The sequence below is a fragment of the Pseudomonas sp. PSE14 genome, from assembly GCF_029203285.1.
Taxonomy (GTDB): domain Bacteria; phylum Pseudomonadota; class Gammaproteobacteria; order Pseudomonadales; family Pseudomonadaceae; genus Pseudomonas.
The window spans coordinates 2,057,979-2,076,547 of the sequence record NZ_CP115669.1 but is presented as its reverse complement, the minus strand read 5'-3'; the positions used below and the strand labels follow the sequence as shown (position 1 = coordinate 2,076,547).

At 65.1% G+C, this 18,569-nt stretch carries 14 protein-coding genes; 7 read left to right on the top strand and 7 right to left on the bottom strand.

Going from position 1 to position 18,569, the window contains the following annotated elements; translation table 11 throughout:
• Positions 1 to 74 precede the first annotated feature (74 nt).
• Positions 75 to 338, top strand: coding sequence for a DUF4404 family protein (locus O6P39_RS09745; protein ID WP_275611135.1), 264 nt, complete (start codon positions 75 to 77; stop codon positions 336 to 338).
• Positions 339 to 420: 82 nt separating this feature from the next.
• Here the strand turns inward: O6P39_RS09745 and queF are convergent, their stop codons facing one another.
• From queF to O6P39_RS09730, 3 genes are all read right to left on the bottom strand, one after another.
• Positions 421 to 1,251, bottom strand: a complete 831-nt coding sequence (gene queF / locus O6P39_RS09740; protein WP_275611134.1) for an NADPH-dependent 7-cyano-7-deazaguanine reductase QueF — start codon at positions 1,249 to 1,251, stop codon at positions 421 to 423.
• A gap of 558 nt (positions 1,252 to 1,809) precedes the next feature.
• The gene (locus O6P39_RS09735) at positions 1,810 to 2,361 is read right to left on the bottom strand and encodes a cupredoxin family protein (protein WP_275611133.1); all 552 of its coding nucleotides are present in this window, start codon (positions 2,359 to 2,361) and stop codon (positions 1,810 to 1,812) included.
• 155 nt (positions 2,362 to 2,516) lie between these two features.
• Positions 2,517 to 2,660, bottom strand: coding sequence for a hypothetical protein (locus tag O6P39_RS09730; RefSeq protein ID WP_275611132.1), 144 nt, complete (start codon positions 2,658 to 2,660; stop codon positions 2,517 to 2,519).
• A 117-nt stretch (positions 2,661 to 2,777) separates the two neighbouring features.
• On the opposite strand from O6P39_RS09730, the gene O6P39_RS09725 reads away from it, so the two are divergent.
• Together O6P39_RS09725 and O6P39_RS09720 are read left to right on the top strand one after the other, a co-directional pair.
• Complete coding sequence (locus O6P39_RS09725) at positions 2,778 to 3,461, top strand: heavy metal response regulator transcription factor (RefSeq protein WP_275611131.1); 684 nt, start codon at positions 2,778 to 2,780, stop codon at positions 3,459 to 3,461.
• On the top strand, positions 3,455 to 4,771 hold the full coding sequence (locus O6P39_RS09720) for a heavy metal sensor histidine kinase (protein ID WP_275611130.1): 1,317 nt from the start codon (positions 3,455 to 3,457) through the stop codon (positions 4,769 to 4,771). Before O6P39_RS09725 ends, O6P39_RS09720 begins: the two co-directional genes overlap by 7 nt.
• Positions 4,772 to 4,935: 164 nt before the next feature.
• On the opposite strand, the gene O6P39_RS09715 is transcribed toward O6P39_RS09720, so the two are convergent.
• The 4 genes from O6P39_RS09715 to O6P39_RS09700 all read right to left on the bottom strand — a co-directional run bounded on the left by O6P39_RS09715 (position 4,936) and on the right by O6P39_RS09700 (position 8,156).
• Entirely contained in the window at positions 4,936 to 5,715 is a 780-nt protein-coding gene (locus O6P39_RS09715; protein WP_275611129.1) for an ABC transporter permease, read from the bottom strand.
• Entirely contained in the window at positions 5,712 to 6,644 is a 933-nt protein-coding gene (locus tag O6P39_RS09710; protein WP_275611128.1) for an ABC transporter ATP-binding protein, read from the bottom strand. The genes O6P39_RS09715 and O6P39_RS09710 overlap by 4 nt, the downstream gene beginning before the upstream one ends.
• 106 nt (positions 6,645 to 6,750) lie before the next feature.
• Positions 6,751 to 7,368 (bottom strand): glutathione S-transferase, encoded by a 618-nt coding sequence (locus O6P39_RS09705; RefSeq protein ID WP_275611127.1) that lies wholly within the window; start codon positions 7,366 to 7,368, stop codon positions 6,751 to 6,753.
• A 116-nt stretch (positions 7,369 to 7,484) separates the two neighbouring features.
• A complete protein-coding gene (locus O6P39_RS09700) occupies positions 7,485 to 8,156 on the bottom strand; it encodes a transglutaminase family protein (protein ID WP_275611126.1) in 672 nt (223 codons plus the stop codon).
• Between the two features lie 234 nt (positions 8,157 to 8,390).
• Between O6P39_RS09700 and O6P39_RS09695 the strand changes: the two genes are divergently transcribed.
• From O6P39_RS09695 to O6P39_RS09680, 4 genes are all read left to right on the top strand, one after another.
• On the top strand, positions 8,391 to 10,826 hold the full coding sequence (locus O6P39_RS09695) for an acyl-CoA dehydrogenase (protein WP_275611125.1): 2,436 nt from the start codon (positions 8,391 to 8,393) through the stop codon (positions 10,824 to 10,826).
• Between the two features lie 125 nt (positions 10,827 to 10,951).
• Complete coding sequence (locus O6P39_RS09690; RefSeq protein WP_275611124.1) at positions 10,952 to 11,371, top strand: PA2816 family glutamine-rich protein; 420 nt, start codon at positions 10,952 to 10,954, stop codon at positions 11,369 to 11,371.
• 56 nt (positions 11,372 to 11,427) lie between these two features.
• Positions 11,428 to 11,838: a PA2817 family protein gene (locus tag O6P39_RS09685; RefSeq protein ID WP_243805006.1), complete on the top strand. Its 411-nt coding sequence runs from the start codon at positions 11,428 to 11,430 to the stop codon at positions 11,836 to 11,838.
• 279 nt (positions 11,839 to 12,117) lie between these two features.
• Positions 12,118 to 18,540, top strand: coding sequence for a DUF5801 repeats-in-toxin domain-containing protein (locus tag O6P39_RS09680; protein ID WP_275611123.1), 6,423 nt, complete (start codon positions 12,118 to 12,120; stop codon positions 18,538 to 18,540).
• The last annotated feature ends 29 nt before the right edge of the window (positions 18,541 to 18,569 follow it).

The window sequence follows — 18,569 nt, the reverse complement described above, 5'->3', positions numbered from 1 at the left end:
TCAAAGGCATGGCGATGGACCTTCCTCCACCCGGCAAGGTCCATCATGGGTACGCACCGCAGAAGGACACCACCATGCCGACACAACGCCTCCAGCAAGAACTCCAGGCCCTGCGCGAGCAACTGGAGCGCCAGCCACCGCTGACCGAAGATGACCGCGCCGCGTTACGGGCACTGATCAAGGACATCGAGATGCAGCTGGCCAACGAAGAGGCGCTGGCCGATGAGACCCTGACTGACAGCATCAACCTGGCGGTGGAGCGCTTCGAGGCAAGCCACCCGACCCTGGCCGGCGCCCTACGCTCGATCATGCAGAGTCTGGCGAACATGGGCATCTGAGCCCTGAACCCCCAGGCCCAGATGTGAAAAACCCGGCGCAGGCCGGGTTTTTCGTATCCGCGTTTTACTGAACCACTGATTTTTACTGGCGAACCAGCCGGCGGTTGTCCGGCTGCACGGCAGCGCTGCTGCGGTAGGGATTGATGTCCAGTCCGCCGCGGCGCACATAGCGCGCATAGACGGTCAGGTGGGCCGGCTGCAACAGGCGCAGCAGGTCGAGGTAAATGCGCTCCACGCACTGCTCGTGGAAGTCCTGATGCTGGCGGAAGGAAACCACGTAGGCCAGCAGGCTCGCGGCGTCCAGCGCCGGGCCGCTGTACTCGACCACCAGAGTGCCCCAGTCCGGCTGGCCGGTGACCGGGCAGTTGGATTTCAGCAGGTGGCTGTAGAGCACTTCGTCGACACGGCGGGTGTCGTCGCAGCGCAGCAGCTCCGGGCGCGGATGGTCGTAGCTGTCGACGGCCAGGTCCAGGTCGTCGATGCAGGTGCCTTCGAGCGTCGCCACGCCCTCGCCCGCCACCTCGTCCAGGCTGCGCACGCGCACGCCCACTGGCGCGCCGGCTGCGGCGGACAGGTCCCGCTCCATCACCGCGCGTACGGCTTCAGCACTGTCGAAGGCGGTCTGGTTCAGCGAGTTGAGGTAGAGCTTGAAGGACTTGGACTCGATGATGTTCGGCGATTGCGCAGGAATGGCGAACTCGCCGATGGCCACCACCGGCTTGCCCGAAGCGGTCAGCCAGGACAGCTCGTAGCAGTTCCAGATGTCCACGCCCTGGTACGGCAAGGTTTGCGCAGTCAGGCCCAGCTCGGCCCACTTGGTGGTCCGGGAAATCGGGAACAGCAGTTCCGGCGCGTAGGTGGAGACGTATTGGCTGGATTTGCCCAGGGGCGAGTGTTCGGCGGGATGGTGCATGTGGGGAACCTGCTGGATCGGCAATGCGGGCGGTGACGCGAGGCGGCGAGTGTATACAAATCCGCCTCGCCTTTCAGCAGCCAGCGGACGAGTCGGATGCCGCACCCGTCGGAGCGTTCGATGATTTCCCCCGTAGGAGCGGACTCTGTCCGCGATCAGCTCCGGCACAAGGTCTATCGCGGACGGAGTCCGCTCCTACGAGATGCATCTGCGCTCGGGTTGGCCCTCACCCCAGCCCTCTCCCAGGGGGAGAGGGCTGGGGTGAGGGAGAAAGCCCTGGCACAGATTCAGCCGGGACAAGACAGTTGTTCCTACAAGAGCAATGCCCTGCGAGCGCCCCTGAACGAACGCGCCTGGGCGTGCAAGTCCCTGTTCGCGAATGGGTTTGCCGGCGGCTCCAGCGTTGGGGCGGTTCGCGAGCGAGGACTGGGCGCCCCTCGGTCCTATGAAGAGCGGATCAGATCCAGATGTTTGCCCAGGAGCGAAGTCCGTGAGCGGTCGCTGGGAGACCAGTGCGTCAGAAGCCCATCCTCACACAGGCGCACCCGCTCGCCCGCCTCAGGGCTTGACGGTCAGCTTGCCGACCATACCGGCCTGGTAGTGCCCGGGGATGTTGCAGGCGAACTCCAGGCTGGTGGCCTTGCTGAAGGTCCAGGTGAGTTCGGCGGTCTTGCCCGGTTCGACCAGTACGGTGTTGGGGTCATCGTGCTTCATCATCTGGCCCATCGGCATGTTGCCGTGGCCCATCTTGCTGTGGTCCATCTTGCTCATGTCGTGCTGCATGCCGGTGGGCGTGAGCATCCCGGCGTCCATCATCTGCTGCATTTCCTTCTGGTGGGCGGCGTGCATCGCCGCGCTGCCCAGGTTGAATTCATGCAGCAGGCTGCCGGTGTTGTGGATGAGGAAACGCACGGTTTCACCCGTCTTGACCTCGAAGCTGTTCGGCTCGAAGTACATATCTCCCAGCTTGATCTCCACGGTGCGGGTGGCCTGCGCGGCCTTGGCCGGTTTGCCGAAGTCATCGCCATGTCCGGCAGCAGCCAGGACCGGCAGGCTGAAGCTCGCGGCGATGGCCAGGGCGGAAGCACAGAACAGATGACGCAGGGACATATCACAACTCCTCGATTGGGTTTTGTTCATCCTCGCGCTCCGCGCCTGCCGCCTGGCTGTCAGGAAGATTACAGTTCTGTCAGCTTCGTACCCGTCCCGCCTGAGGGGGTTATAAAGGCGACGAAAAAAAGCCCGCCAGATGGCGGGCGAGGACCTCACGATGAACAGGTTTCAGCCATCACGTCCGGCTTCGGCGGCACGCTCCTGCATGCGCTGGAAGGTGATGTCCCCCCATCGGCCAACGCCGGTGCGGCAGGGAACAACAGAACGGAGAACAGCGTGGCGATGAGCAGGTGCATGGTGGGCCTCCACGAAGAATGTATCGGCAGTCTGCGCGGCCCCGGCTGTCAGTGCGCTGACCCAGTGATTACCCTATCGACAGCTGCGCCGCTGGCGCCTGAATGGATACCCCCGAGATGAAACTCCTGATCGTCGAAGACGAACCCCGCATCGGCCAATACCTGCAACAGGGCCTGAGCGAAGCCGGTTTCGCCGTGGATCTCTGCACGGACGGCGACGACGGCCTGCAACTGGCCCTCTCCGGCGAGCATGACCTGCTGATCCTCGATGTGATGTTGCCCGGCCGCGACGGCTGGCAGATCCTTCAGGCCGTGCGCAAGACCGGCAGCGCGGTGCCGGTGCTGTTCCTCACCGCGCGCGATGCGGTGGAAGACCGCGTGCGCGGCCTGGAGCAAGGCGCCGACGACTACCTGGTGAAACCCTTCGCCTTCGTCGAACTGCTCGCGCGGGTGCGTACCCTGCTGCGTCGGGGCGGTCAGCAGTTGCAGGACACCACTCTGCAACTGGCCGACCTGGAACTGGACCTGCTGCGCCGCCGGGTGCAGCGCGCCGGCAAGCGCATCGACCTGACCGCCAAGGAGTTCGCCCTGCTGGAACTGCTGCTGCGCCGCAGCGGCGAAGTGTTGCCCAAGTCGCTGATCGCCTCCCAGGTATGGGACATGAACTTCGACAGCGACACCAACGTCATCGAAGTCGCCATCCGCCGCCTGCGCGCCAAGGTCGACGACGACTTCCCGCAGCGCCTGATCCACACCGTGCGCGGCATGGGCTACGTGCTGGAAGAACGCGACCCATGCTGAGCGCCCGCCTCTCCCTGGGCGCACGCCTGAGCCTGCTGTTCGCCGCCTGCACCGCCGCCGTCTCGCTGCTGGCCGGTATCGTCTTCAGCCGCGCCAGCGAGGCGCACTTCGTCGAACTGGACCTCCAGGTGATGGCCGGCAAGCTGGCGATCTTCCGCGACACGCTCACGGATGTCGCCAGCCCCGCCCAGTTGCAGCCGCACGTTGCCCAACTGCGCCAGGAACTGGAGCGCCACCCTGACCTGGGCCTGCGCCTTGCAGGCGCCGACGGCCAGTCCTGGTTCGAGCAGATGCCGGCGATGGTCACGCCCGGCAGTCCGCCCGCCTTCCGCGAGTTGCAGGCACCGCTGGATGCCCAGTTGCCGAACGGCCCCCAACTGACCCTGGTGCTGGACATCACTCATCACCAGCACTTCCTGCAACGCATGCAGCAGTTGATCTGGCTGACCATGAGCCTCTCGGCGCTGGCCACCGCGCTGCTCGGCGCCTGGGCCGCGCGCAGCAGCCTGCGTCCGCTGCGGCGCATGAGCGAGGTGGCGGCGAAGGTCTCGGCGCACTCGCTGACCACCCGCCTGGACGCCGAACAGATGCCCCAGGAACTGCGCGGCCTGGCCGCGGAGCTGAATGCCATGCTGGCGCGCCTGGAGGAGGCCTTCCAGCGCTTGTCGGCGTTTTCCGCCGATATCGCCCATGAGCTGCGCACCCCGCTCACCGGGCTGTTGACCCAGACCCAGGTGGTGCTGTCGCGCTCACGCGGCCTGGAGGATTACCGCGAGGCGCTGCATGGCAACCTGGAGGAGCTGGAGCGGCTGACCGCGATGGTCAACGACATGCTGTTCCTGGCCAAGGCCGACCACGGCCTGCTCACCCCGAACAGCCAGCCGCTGGAGCTGGCCGCTGAAGTGGACGAGCTGCTGGAGTTCTACGGACCGCTGGCGGAGGAAAAGGCGATTCGCCTGGAGCGCAACGGCGAGCTGCGGGTGCAAGGCGACCGCGCCCTGCTGCGCCGCGTGCTGGCCAACCTGCTGGACAACGCGCTGCGCTTCACCGCCGACGGCGGCATTGTGCTCGTGCGGCTGGGGCCGGGGCGCCTGAGCGTGGAAAACCCCGGCCAGGAGATTCCCGCGGAACGCCTGGCGCGGCTGTTCGACCGTTTCTACCGCGCCGACCCGGCCCGCCGCGAGGGCCAGGGCGAGCACGCGGGGTTGGGCCTGGCGATCTGCCGGTCGATCGTGCGGGCTCATGGCGGGGAGATTCGTTGCGAGTCGGCTGATGGCTGGACGCGGTTCGTCATCGAATTCCCGCAGTAGCGCTTTTCGTAGGAGCGAGCTTGCTCGCGAACGGACTCACCGACAGCTCCGGCGTTGGGCGGTTCGCGAGCAAGCTCGCTCCTAAAGAGGGACTCAGCCGCCGCGAAACGCCAGAAAAACAAAAGGCCCCAACCGGGGCCTTTTTCATCAGCGCAACACGGCAGTCACTGCCGCATCCCCCGTCCACTCACCAGCAGGCGCACGCAGAAGAAATACAGCGCCACGGTCGCCACCAGCATGAAGATCACCGCCGTGCCGATGCGGATGTCGGACACACCGAGGATGCCGTAGCGGAAGGCGTTGACCATGTGCAGGATCGGGTTGGCCAGCGACACCGTCTGCCAGAACGGCGGCAGCAGGGTGATCGAGTAGAACACCCCGCCCAGGTAGGTCAGCGGGGTCAGCACGAAGGTCGGGATGATCGAGATGTCGTCGAAGTTGCGCGCGAACACCGCGTTGACGAAGCCGCCCATGGAGAAGATGGTCGCCGTCAGCAGAACCACCAGTACGGTGATGCCGATGTGATGGATCTGCAGGCTGGTGAAGAACAGCGACAACAGGGTGACGATCAGCCCCACCGCCAGTCCGCGCAGCACGCCGCCGGCGACGAAGCCCAGGAGGATGGTGTGCGGCGATACCGGCGACACCAGCAGCTCCTCGATGTTGCGCTGGAACTTGCTGCCGAAGAAGCTCGACACCACGTTGCCGTAGGAGTTGGTGATCACCGACATCATGATCAGCCCCGGCACGATGTACTGCATGTAGGTGAAGCCACCCATGTCGCCGATCTGCCGGCCGATCAGGTTGCCGAAGATGACGAAGTACAGAACCATGGTGATCGCTGGCGGCAGCAGGGTCTGCGGCCAGATGCGCAGGAAGCGGCGAACCTCGCGGTAGACGATGGTGCCCAAGGCAACCCAGTTGGCGCGCAGTTCGCTGCTCATACGGCCACCTTCGACAGATTCTTCTCCACCAGCGACACGAACAGCTCCTCCAGGCGATTGCTCTTGTTGCGCAGGCTCAGCACTTCCAGGCCCTGGGCGTTGAGCTGGGCGAACAGACCATTGATGCCCATGGACTTGTCCACCTGTACCTCCAGGGTGTGGTCATCCACCAGGCGCACAGGATAGCCGTCGAGCCTCGGCGCCTCGGTCAACGTCGCCTTCAGGTCGAGGTAGAAGGTCTCCACGTGCAGCTTGTTCAGCAGCTTGCGCATGCTGGTGTTCTCCACGATGGTGCCGTGGTCGATGATCGCGATGTTGCGGCACAGCTGCTCGGCTTCCTCCAGGTAGTGCGTGGTGAGGATGATGCTGATGCCTTCGCCGTTGAGCTCGGTGAGGAAGTTCCACATCGAGCGGCGCAATTCGATGTCCACGCCGGCGGTGGGTTCGTCGAGGATCAAGAGGCGCGGCTCGTGGACCAGCGCGCGGGCGATCATCAGGCGGCGCTTCATGCCGCCGGAGAGCTCGCGGGAGGCGGAATTGCGCTTGTCCCAGAGGCCCAGCTGAGTCAGGTACTTCTCGGCGCGCCCCTTGGCCACGCTCATCGGGATGCCGTAGTAGCCGGCCTGGGTGACGACGATGTCGAACACCTTCTCGAACTGGTTGAAGTTGAATTCCTGGGGCACCACGCCCAGGCAGCGCTTCAAGCCGTACGGGTCCTTGTCCAGGTCATGGCCGAACACGTTGACCGTGCCGCTGGTCTTGTTCACCAGGGTGGAGAGGATGCCGATGGTGGTGGATTTGCCGGCGCCGTTGGGGCCCAGCAGGGCGAAGAAATCGCCTTCGGCAACGTCCAGGTCGATGCCCTTGAGGGCCTGGAAGCCGTTGCCGTAAGTCTTCGTCAGTTGACGGATGGACAGCGCGGAACTCATGGGGATTCCCGTTGCAAGTCTTTGGAATGTGCAGGTCTTTGGAAAAAGGCCTGCTTGATAATGGTCCGCCGCGAGGATTGCAACCTCCGCGACACGCGGCAAAGCCTCAGGTGAGCTCGGTCATCACGGCGTCACGGTAGGCCGGGCGCGCCTTCAGGCGTGCGTACCAGGCCTCCAGATGCGGCTGTGACGGGCGCTCGATGGGCATTTCGAACCAAGCATAGATGAAGCTGCCCAGCGGAATGTCACCGATCCCCAATTGTTCACCGGAGAGATACGGCTGCTTGGCCAGCGTCTGCTCGGGGATATCCAGCAGGCGCGCGCAGGTGTCGAGGGCGGCCTGGATGGCAGCGGGGTCGCGTTGCTCCGGCGGGGTGCGCAGGGTGCCCCAGAACAGCGTGCGGAAGGGGCCGGCGAGGGTCGAAGTGGTCCAGTCCATCCACTTCTCCGCGCTGGCGCGCTGCTGCAGGTCCTGCGGGTAGAGCGCCGGCGCGTAGCGCGCGGCCAGGTAGCGGACGATGCTGTTGGACTCCCAGAGGATGAAGCCGTCGTCGTCCAGGGTCGGCACCACGCCGTTGGGGTTCAGCGCGCGGTACGGCGCCTCGTTGACCACGCCGAAGGCGCCGCCGGCGTCGATCCGCTCGTAGGCCAGCCCCGCCTCTTCCGCGCACCAGAGCGCCTTGCGCACGTTGGAGGAATTCTTCCGGCCCCAGATCTTGAGCATGCTGCGCCTCTCTTGTTGTCGTCATGCGATGGCGTCGCGCCCGCCGGGCGCGACTTCGGATGACGGCACCCTACCGGCAACGGCGCCAGGAAAAAAGTCGCATGCACTGATGGTGACTATCGATTGCTTTCATGTTGCGCGGCCTCACTGCGCATATCGCCGGCCAGCGGGGTCTCGTTGCCGGCGAACAGGTGCGGGTAACACTGCTGCAGGTAGCCGAAGAAAAACTCCTCGGGCACGTCGGCGAACTGGCCGTGGTCGCGCAGGTATTCCATGTGCCGCTCGCCCTCGCGATTGAACGGGTGGAACACGCTGTCCGTGCGTCCATCGAACTCCAGCGGCAACACGCCGAACGCCTCGCACAGGCCGATATCGAAGGCCGGCGTGGCCTTGACCCAGCGGCCTTCGAGAAAGAGCTCGGTGTAGCCGTGCATGGCGAACACCTCGCTACGCAGCAACTCCAGCAGGCGCGGCGTGGCCAGGTGGTTCTTCACGTCGGCCAGGCCGATCCGCGCGGGAATCCCGCAATGCCGGGCGCAAGCCGCCAGCAGGGTGGCCTTGGGCACGCAGTAGGACTGCCCGGCCTGCAGCGCGTGGCTGCCGCACAGGGTCTGCGGGTCGAGGCTGAACACGTAGGGGTTGTAGCGAATCCGGTCGCGCACCGCGTAGTAGAGCGCTACCGCCTGCTCCAGCGGGGTGCCGCCCTGGCCCCGGTGACTTTCCGCGAACTCGACCACCGCGGGGTGGTCACTATCCACGAAGCGGCTGGGCTTCAAGTATTGCTGCATGGCGCTGTCTCCGCGATCCCTGTCGTTGATGGCGCCGCCAGTCTAACCAGCCGGCGCGCCCGGCAGGCACGGCGATCCGGCCAAGCTGTCCGGCCATGCGGCCAATGGTCATGTTCGGCGGTCTAAGCTTGCGGGGCATAGCGGCAGACGCCCGCCGCCCTGCCCGCGCACCATTCGTCACCAAGCCCGTCGCGGCCGGTTGCCGTCGCGGCGGACTGTCATGGAGGAATCCCCATGCTGCTCATCTGGTTGCTCGTCCTGATTCTCGGCGTCGCCTGGCTCGCGCACCGCCGCACTTCGCCGCTCAAGGCCCTCGGCCTGGTCGCCGTCTACCTCGTGCTGATGAGCCTGTTCAGCCGGGCCCATGGCTGGATGGTGCTGTTCTGGCTGCTCTGGGCGGTGGTGGCGATGACCATCCTCGCCGCCGACCTGCGTCGCGGCCTGTTCACCTCGCGGCTGTTCGCCTGGTTCAAGAAAACCCTGCCGCCAATGTCGGACACCGAGCGCGAAGCCATCGAAGCCGGCACCGTCTGGTGGGACGGCCAACTGTTCAGCGGCCGCCCGGACTGGAACACCCTGCTCGGCTACCCCAAGGCGCAATTGACCGAGGAAGAACAGGCCTTCGTCGACGGCCCCACCGAGCAACTGTGCGCCATGGTCAGCGACCACGACATCGGCCAGCGCATGGACCTGCCGCCCGAAGCCTGGGCCTTCATCAAGGCCCAGGGCTTCTTCGGCCTGATCATTCCGAAGGAATACGGCGGCAAGGGCTTCTCCGCCTTCGCCCACTCGCAGGTGGTGATGAAGCTCGCCAGCCGCAGCGGCGATCTGGCCTCCACCGTGATGGTGCCCAACTCCCTGGGCCCAGCCGAACTGCTGCTGCACTACGGCACCGACGCCCAACGCCAGCGCTACCTGCCACGCCTGGCGACTGGCGAAGAAATCCCCTGCTTCGCCCTCACCAGCCCGCAGGCCGGCTCAGATGCCGGCGGCATGACCGACATCGGCATCGTCTGCAAGGGCCAGTGGAACGGCGAGGAAGTCCTCGGCCTGCGCCTGACCTGGGAGAAGCGCTACATCACCCTCGGCCCGGTGGCCACCCTCCTCGGCCTGGCCTTCAAGTGCCATGACCCGGAGCACCTGCTGGGCGAGGAAGAGGACCTGGGCATCACCCTGGCGCTGATCCCCACCGACACCCCCGGCGTGCAGATCGGCCGCCGCCACGTGCCGCTGGGCGCGGCCTTCATGAACGGCCCCAACTCCGGCCGGGACGTGTTCGTGCCGCTGGACGCCATCATCGGCGGCCAGGAGATGATCGGCAAAGGCTGGATGATGCTGATGAACTGCCTGTCGGTGGGCCGCTCGATCTCCCTGCCGGCGGTGGGCACCAGCGTGGCCAAGACCGGCAGCTACGTCAGCGGCCGCTACGCGCGCATCCGCGAGCAGTTCAACGTGCCGCTGGCGGCCTTCGAAGGCATCCAGGAGGCCCTGGCGCGCATCGGCGGCAACGCCTGGATGATGGACAGCGCGCGCATCCTCACCGCCAGCGCGGTGGACCTGGGCGAGAAGCCCTCGGTGCTCTCGGCCATCCTCAAGTACCACCTCACCGAACGCGGCCGTGAGTGCATCGGCCATGCCATGGACATCCATGGCGGCAAGGGCATCATCATGGGCCCGAATAACTACCTGGGGCGTGCCTGGCAGTCCGCGCCGATCTTCATCACCGTCGAGGGTGCCAACATCCTCTCGCGCAACCTGATGATCTTCGGCCAGGGCGCCATCCGCTGCCATCCGTACGTCCTGAAGGAAATGGAACTGGCGCGGCGCGATGACCATGACCAGGCCGAACGCGAGTTCGACCAGCTGCTGCTGAGCCACATCGGCTTCGCCGTCGGCAACGCCGCCAGCAGCCTGCTATTGGGTCTCGGCCTGGGCAGCTTCGACCAGGTGCCGGGGGACCGCGTCAGCCGCCCGTACTACCGCGCGCTCAACCGCCTGGCCGCCGCCTTCGCGCTGCTCGCCGATGTCAGCATGATGCTGCTCGGCGGCGAACTGAAGCGCCGCGAGCGCCTCTCGGCGCGCCTGGGCGATGCGCTCAGCCATCTCTACCTGGGCTCGGCGGCGCTCAAGCGCTACCACGACCTGGACAACCCGGAGCACCTGCAACCGCTGCTGCGCTGGGCGCTGGAGGAAAACCTGTGCAAGGCCGAGGCGGCGCTGGCCGGGCTGATCGACAATTTCCCCAACCGCCCCTTCGCCTGCCTGCTGCGCGTGCTGGTGCTGCCGCGAGGCCGCCGCCATCGTGGCCCGGGCGACGCGCTGGATGCCGAGATCGCCGCCATCCTTGGCCGCCCGCTGGAGGACCAGGCGTTGCAGGCGATCCTTGCCGGCGCCTTCCTGTCCAGCGACCCGCAGGACCCGATCGGCAAGCTCGGCGTAGCCTACGAGCGCCTCGCCGAAACGGCACCTCTGCAGGAAAGACTGCGCCAGGCCCTGCGTGACGGCCAGATCGCCCCCACCGCCGGCCAGTCGCCCGTCGACGCCGCGCGCGATGCCGGCGTGCTCGATGGCAACGAAGCAGAAGCCCTGCACGAAGCCGAACGCGCACGCCGCGCGGTGATCGACGTGGACGACTTCGCACCGGAGGAACTGGGCGACAAGGCCGGCTGAAGCATCCGGCGATCGTTCGAGGGCGCCTGTGGGCGCCCTTTCATTTGCGGCTTTACCGACGCACAGCAGTGCTACTCACAGCCGCAGGGTGCACACTGCACCTATCCCGTCATGGAGAACGCGCCATGCACCGAAGCCTTGCCCTGCTGCTGACGATACTGCTCGCCGGCGCCGCCCACGCCGATCCCTGGCTCTACCCCAGTCGACCACGGCCGATAGCGCCGCCCACGCCGGTCATCGACCCCATCCAGCAACAGCAGGACAGCCTGCGCCGGCAAAGCGAGATGCGCCAGAACGAGATGGAGCGTCAACGCCTGCAGTACGAAAGCCAGCGCCTGCAGATACAGCAGGACAACCTCCAGCGCCAGCAGGACAGCCAGCGGCTGCGCGACATGCAGCGCCAGCAGAGCGACCAGATGATCCAGCGGCAGCAGAACGAACTGCAGCAACAGCAATTGCAGCAACAGCAACGCCTGCTCGACCAGCAGCAACAGCGGATCGACAACCGCCTGAGGCAGATTCAGTCGCGACCGCGACGCCCCTAGGGTGGCAAACCCGATATACTCCGCAGCCGTTTCGACGCTGTCCCAGAGGAAGCACCATGGCCAACGCCTATCTCGACCACCACCTCGCCCTGCTCAACCACCTGCGCATGATCCTCGGTGCCCTGGGCGAAGCCGAGCAGGTGCCGGAAGACAACCACGGCCTGTTCCTCGAACGCTTCGACGAACTGATGGCCGAACTGCCGCGCGACCCGGAAGGCGCCCAGTACCTGGGCCAGGACCTGATCAGCCAGGTCTTCCACCGCTACCCGCAGATCGCCCACCTGGTCCCGCGCGACCTGCTGTGGTTCTTCGGCGGCGACTGCCTGCACTTCATGCCCGACGAAGAACTGCAGATGTACCAGCAACTCGACGAGCGCCGCTTCGAAGCCGAAGAGAACGGCGAGCCCTTCGACTGGAACCGCGAAAAGCAGTTGCTCGCCCTGCCGGACGACACGCCCAAGCACTGACACCGGCCATAGACGCAAAAAGCCCGCACGATGCGGGCTTTTTCATGGGCGGCGACCAGGCGTTTCCGGCAGCCGTGGCCGCCGCACCCGCTTTCATTCAGAAACGAAATAACCAGCGCATCCCCTGCCAATCCTCCCCTCCCACGTAGTCTGAAACTCCTATCCCGCCTGGGAGTATCCGCCGATGCGCGCCATCCCGGCGCTTCCCCATAGTAGTGGCATCTAGCCGTACAGGGCCAACGGCCCGCCCCAACGATGGAAACTGCGCGGGAGAACGTCATGACTACCCATAAGAAAAATGCATCGCCCATGAGCGACGCATCTGTCAGCACTGATCAGCAGGACTACGCACCCGGTAGCACGGCCACCATAACGGCCAGCGGCTTCGCAGCCGGCAGCACCGTGACGTTCCAGGTGCAGCACGTCACGGACGCCGGCCCGGATGGCATCTGGGGCACGCCCGACGACGTGATCGAAATAACCTCTGGCGCGGGACACGATCCGTGGTCCGTGACCGATGGCGGCCCCGGCGATCTCGACGGCGAGGTCAACGGCAGCGTCACCACGTCCTGGTACGTGAACCCCGACGACTCGGCCGGCGCGACTTTCCTGCTCACCGCGGCGTCCGGTGACATCATGGCAACAGCCTCCTTCACCGACAGTCCGCTCATCGAGTCGACCGGTGTGACCGTTACCGTGGACGAAACCGCCGGGCTGCAGAACCACACCGCCACACCATCTCCTGCGGAAGATGATAATGACAATGACACTCTGCTGACCTTGCCCACGGCCTTCTCCACCCGCTTGATCGCGCTAGGGGCCAGTACCGTCACGGGCGAAGCCTTGAGTGGCTATACGGGTGAGGTGGGCAATACCGGCAGCAATGCGTTCACCATCAACGCTGCCGACGGAGGAACCATCCAGGATGTCAGCTTCACCGACAGCACCGGCGCGGCGCTCGATGGCGTGGACAGCGGACTGCTGACCCTCGACGGCGCCCACATCTATCTGTATACGGATTCGACCGACAACAACGTCCTCCTGGGCCGAGTAGGGGACGCAAACGGCGCGGACGAAAACGGTGCAATCGTATTCGCGGCCTACATCGAACAAGTCCCACCCACACCGGAGCAACCCTCGGGCGGCAAGATCTGGATCGTTGAGTACCAGCCGCTCCAGCATCCGGACGCCACAGACCCCGACGATGCGCTTGATCTGAGCGACATAGTATTCATCGGAACCAGCCAGGACGTGACCTTCAGCCTGGCCAATGCCCCCTCCGGGCAGAACCTGTTCCTGATGTTCACCACAGCGTCCCAGCAAACGTTCACCGATGACCAAAACGTCGTACGTATTTCGGGGCCCACCATCATCGCCACCGGCAAGGACCCTGCGGACCAGTCGAGCGGCGCCAACATCACGACGGGCGACACGATCAATACCAGCCAGGCGGGTGGACCGACCACCTTCGGTACCAACAACCAGATGATCGTGGAGCAGGAAGGCATCCGGTTTACGTTCGTCACCGGTGCCCGGCAGGACGTGACCATCCCCAACCTGGATCAGAACGAAGCGGACCTGGAATCCAATATCGACTTTACCGACATGTTCAATGCGAGGTCGGCCAGTTTCGATGTCGTGCAATTGCAAAGCGGCAAGAGCGCCGTCGTAACGATCAGCGCCTTCAGTACCGCCAAGGAAACCGGCAATGACTTCATCAACGGTTATGCCAGCGACGACACGGTCGACATTACAAACGTTAAAGTCTTCAACAGCACCGGACAGCTGATCGAGAACTACAGTGGTCCGGAGAATGATTCGACCATTTTCATCACCATTACTGACGGCGTTGCAACGCTCACCGGCATCAAGGCCGGCTACAAGATCGAATACACCACCACGGATGACCACAACCGCGTCCTGGTCCAGAACGGCGCAGCCGTCGACGCCAAGGGTAACAACCACGCCGACTTCGATATCGGCGGCTTCAAGCTGCTCCAGGTCTCCACTGCGACCGCTGAAATCGGCTCCAAGATGATCTTCGAGGATGACGGACCGTCGATCAGTGCCAGCCAGGCCACGGTGCCCACGCTGACCACCGACGATACCGACATCCCGGACACCGCCGGCCCCACCAGCTTTGCCAACCTGTTCACCGCGGCCTTCGGCCAGGATGGCTTCAAGGATTCCGATCACAACCATGTGCAGGACGCCGACGCGATCACCTACACGCTCGGCGTGAGCGCCTCGGGTGGTGTGGACAGCGGCCTGGTCGACACCCTCTCGGGCGACAAGATCTACCTGTTCCTGGAAAGCGGCTCGGTCGTCGGCCGGGTCGGAACCGCCGGCGGCCTGGCCGACCCGCTCGGAGCCACAGCACTCACGATCTCGGTCAACGCCAGTACCGGCGCCGTGACCTTGGTCCAGAGCCACTCAGTGGTGCACAACGACTCGTCCGATCCGGTTGAAAGCGGCGCCTCCGCGGCAGGTCTCGCCGCGGCTAACCTGGTCACCCTGACCGCCACCGCCACCGACGGCGACGGCGACACCGCCTCGGCAACCCGCAATATCGGCAACGCCTTCAAGTTCGAAGACGACGGCCCGACGATCAGTGGCAACCAGACGGCAGTACCCCCGATGGTCACCGACGATACCGACATCCCGGATACCGCCGGCCCCACCAGCTTTGCCGGCCTGTTCGACTCGAACTTCGGCAAGGACGGCTTCAAGGATGCCAACGACAATGACGTCCAGGATGGCGACGCGATCACCTACGCACTCGGCGTCAGCGCCACCGGCGGCGTGGACAGCGGCCTGGTCGACACCCTCTCGGGCGACAAGATCTACCTGTTCCTGGAAAGCGGCTCGGTCGTGGGGCGGGTCGGCACTGCCGGCGGCCTGGCCGATCCGGCCGGGGCCATCGCGCTGACGATCTCGGTCGCCGCCAATACCGGCGCCGTGACCCTGGTCCAGAGCCATTCGGTGGTACACAACGATTCGACCGATCCGGTTGAGAGTGGCGCCTCTGCGGCAGGTCTGGCAGCGGCCAACCTGGTCACCCTGACCGCCACCATCACCGACGGCGACGGCGACACTGCCTCGGCAACCCGTAACATCGGCAACGCCTTCAAGTTCGAAGACGACGGCCCGTCGATCAGCGGGAACCAGACGGCGGCACCCACGCTGACCACCGATGACACCGACATCCCGGACACCGCAGGCCCAACCAGCTTTGCCGGCCTGTTCAACGCACCGGTCTTCGGCAACGACGGATTCAAGGACAGCAACGACGATAACGTCCAGGATGCGGACGCGGTCGTCTATACGCTCGGTGTGAGCGCCTCCGGCGGGGTGGACAGCGGGCTGGTGGACACCCTGTCGGGCGACAAGATCTACCTGTTCCTGGAAAGCGGCTCGGTCGTCGGCCGGGTTGGCACCGCCGGCGGCCTGGCCGATCCGCTCGGAGCCACAGCACTCACGATCTCGGTCAACGCCAGTACCGGCGCCGTGACCCTGGTCCAGAGCCACTCGGTGGTACACAACGATTCGACCGATCCGGTTGAGAGCGGCGCGTCCGCGGCTACCCTGGCGGCAGCCAACCTGGTGACCCTGACCGCCACCGTCACCGACGGCGATGGCGACACCGCCTCGGCAACCCGCAACATCGGCAACGCCTTCAAGTTCGAGGACGACGGTCCGACGATCAGTGGCAACCAGACGGCAGTACCCCCGATGGTCACCGACGATACCGATATTCCGGACACCGCCGGCCCGACCAGCTTTGCCGGCTTGTTCGACTCGAACTTCGGCAAGGATGGCTTCAAGGACACCGACGACAACAACGTCCAGGACGCCAACGCAATCACCTACGCGCTCGGCGTCAGCGCCTCCGGCGGTGTGGACAGCGGCCTGGTGGACACCCTCTCGGGCGACAAGATCTACCTGTTCCTGGAAAGCGGCTCGGTCGTCGGCCGGGTCGGAACTGCCGGCGGCCTGGCCGATGCGGCTGGGGCCATCGCGCTGACGATCTCGGTCGCCGCCAATACCGGCGCCGTGACCCTGGTCCAGAGCCATTCGGTGGTACACAACGATTCGACCGATCCGGTTGAGAGCGGCGCCTCTGCGGCAGGTCTGGCAGCGGCCAACCTGGTCACCCTGACGGCCACCATCACCGACGGCGACGGCGACACTGCCTCGGCAACCCGCAATATCGGCAACGCCTTCAAGTTCGAAGACGACGGTCCGACGATCAGTGGCAACCAGACGGCAGTACCCCCGATGGTCACCGACGATACCGACATCCCGGATACCGCCGGCCCCACCAGCTTTGCCGGCCTGTTCGACTCGAACTTCGGCAAGGACGGCTTCAAGGATGCCAACGACAATGACGTCCAGGATGGCGATGCAATCACCTACGCACTCGGCGTCAGCGCCACCGGCGGCGTGGACAGTGGCCTGGTGGACACCCTGTCGGGCGACAAGATCTTCCTGTTCCTGGAAAGCGGCTCGGTCGTGGGCCGGGTCGGCACTGCCGGCGGCCTGGCCGATGCGGCTGGAGCCATCGCGCTGACGATCTCGGTCGTCGCCAATACCGGCGCCGTGACCCTGGTCCAGAGCCACTCGGTGGTACACAACGATCCAACCGATCCGGTTGAGAGCGGTGCCTCGGCAGCCGGGCTGGCTGCGGCCAACCTGGTCACCCTGACCGCCACCATCACCGATGGCGACGGTGACACCGCCTCGGCAACCCGCAATATCGGCGCCGCCTTCAAGTTCGAGGACGACGGCCCGTCGATCAGCGGGAACCAGACTGCAGTACCTCCGATGGTCACCGACGATACCGATATTCCGGACACCGCCGGCCCGACCAGCTTTGCCAGCCTGTTCGATTCGAATTTCGGCAAGGACGGCTTCAAGGATGCCAACGACGACAACGTCCAGGATGCCGATGCAATCACCTACGCACTGGGCGTGAGCGCCCCCGGCGGCGTGGACAGTGGCCTGGTGGATTCGCTGACAGGCAACAAGATCTTCCTGTTCCTGCAAGGCGGCTCGGTCCTGGGCCGGGTTGGCACTGCCGGCGGTCTTGCTGATGCAGCCGGGGCCATCGCGCTGACGATCTCGGTTGCCGCCAATACCGGCGCCGTGACCCTGGTCCAGAGCCACTCGGTGATACACAACGACCCGACCGACCCGGTTGAGAGCGGCGCCTCCGCGGCTACCCTGGCGGCAGCCAACCTGGTGACGCTGACCGCCACCATCACCGATGGCGACGGCGACACCGCCTCGGCAAGCCGGGATATCGGTAGCGCCTTCAAGTTCGAGGACGACGGCCCGAGCCTGGCGTTCGGCAACCTGGTCGGCACCGGTAGCATCCTTCCGCAGACCGGGTACTGGGACCACTCGTTCGGAACCGACGGAATGGGAACGGCCGGCCTGGATATTTCGTTAACGTCGTTCAATCTGGTCAGGCCGGACGCGGGCGGCACGATCGTCTCCGGAATCGGTACCCTCAACGAGCAGTCGCCGTCACCGGATGCCAATGGCGCGTTCCACTTCGCCGGGACCCTGACCGGTGACTTTGACAACAACGCATCAACAGCCAATACCAGTGTCGACTACACACTGACCGCCTTTGCCGACGGCAGCTACACGCTGGATCTGGTGCAGGGCTTCAGCTCGACGCTTGTCCTCAGCAGTGCCAACGGCTCGCTGGATGCCGGCGGCCCGGACCCGGTACGCACTCTGACGATCGGCACCGAGCAGATCGTCTTCTTCAACGCAGTTCCGACAGCTCCGCAGATCGGTAACCCGCCGAATCCGGATCCAGACCCGGCCTCCATTCTGAGCGGCGTAGGGATCGGGGCGCCTGACCCCACCGAAGCGCAACTGCAGACCAATCCTCTGCCGTCGTACATCGGTACGGGTGCCTTGAACGTCAGCACCTCGGGCATCGGCATCAACAACAACAATCTGGATGGCAATACCACAGCGGGAATCAATACCGGTGACGAGAGCTTCGTCATCAATCCCAAGACCTTGTTGACGGGCATGAAGGTCTACATCGACAACTCGGTGGGCGGCTACGACCCCGCCTCGGAAGAGCTGTACTTCACGATCTACTACGACAATGGCACGACCTCGGGAGCGCCCACCAAAGTGCTGGCCTCTGACCTGCACACGGAAGCCGGGGGGCAGAAGTCCTTCACGGTCAGCTGGGACGGCACGCATCTGATTGACGCGGTCCAGCTCACGATGGGCAAGGGCACGGTCAAGATCCCGGTAATCGAGTTCATCAAGCAGACCGAAAACCTGGCCAGCGACGTCCAGCTGTCGTTCAACGCCACGGTGACCGACAAGGATGGTGACACGGCGACCAGCGCATTTACCGCCAACCTGTTCGCCAACAAGGCTGCCGGCTCGACCTTCGACTACCAGCTGGTTGGCGTGACCGGTGCGCGCGATGCCTTCAACGTCGACCTGTCACGGCCCGAGAACAAGTACCAGGTCACCGGCTTCGATGTGACCGCCGGCCACCACGACGCCATCGTGCTCAATGGCGACCCGGCCTCCACGTTCTCGATCAACAACAGTACCAACGACAGTGTCGTGACGATCAACGAGAGCGGAGGACAGGTCACGACCATCACCGTGGTCGGCGTCGACCTGCTCAATACCGATATCGTGCACGGCGCCGTCTGACCAACGGGCAACGGACTGAATGCGAGGGT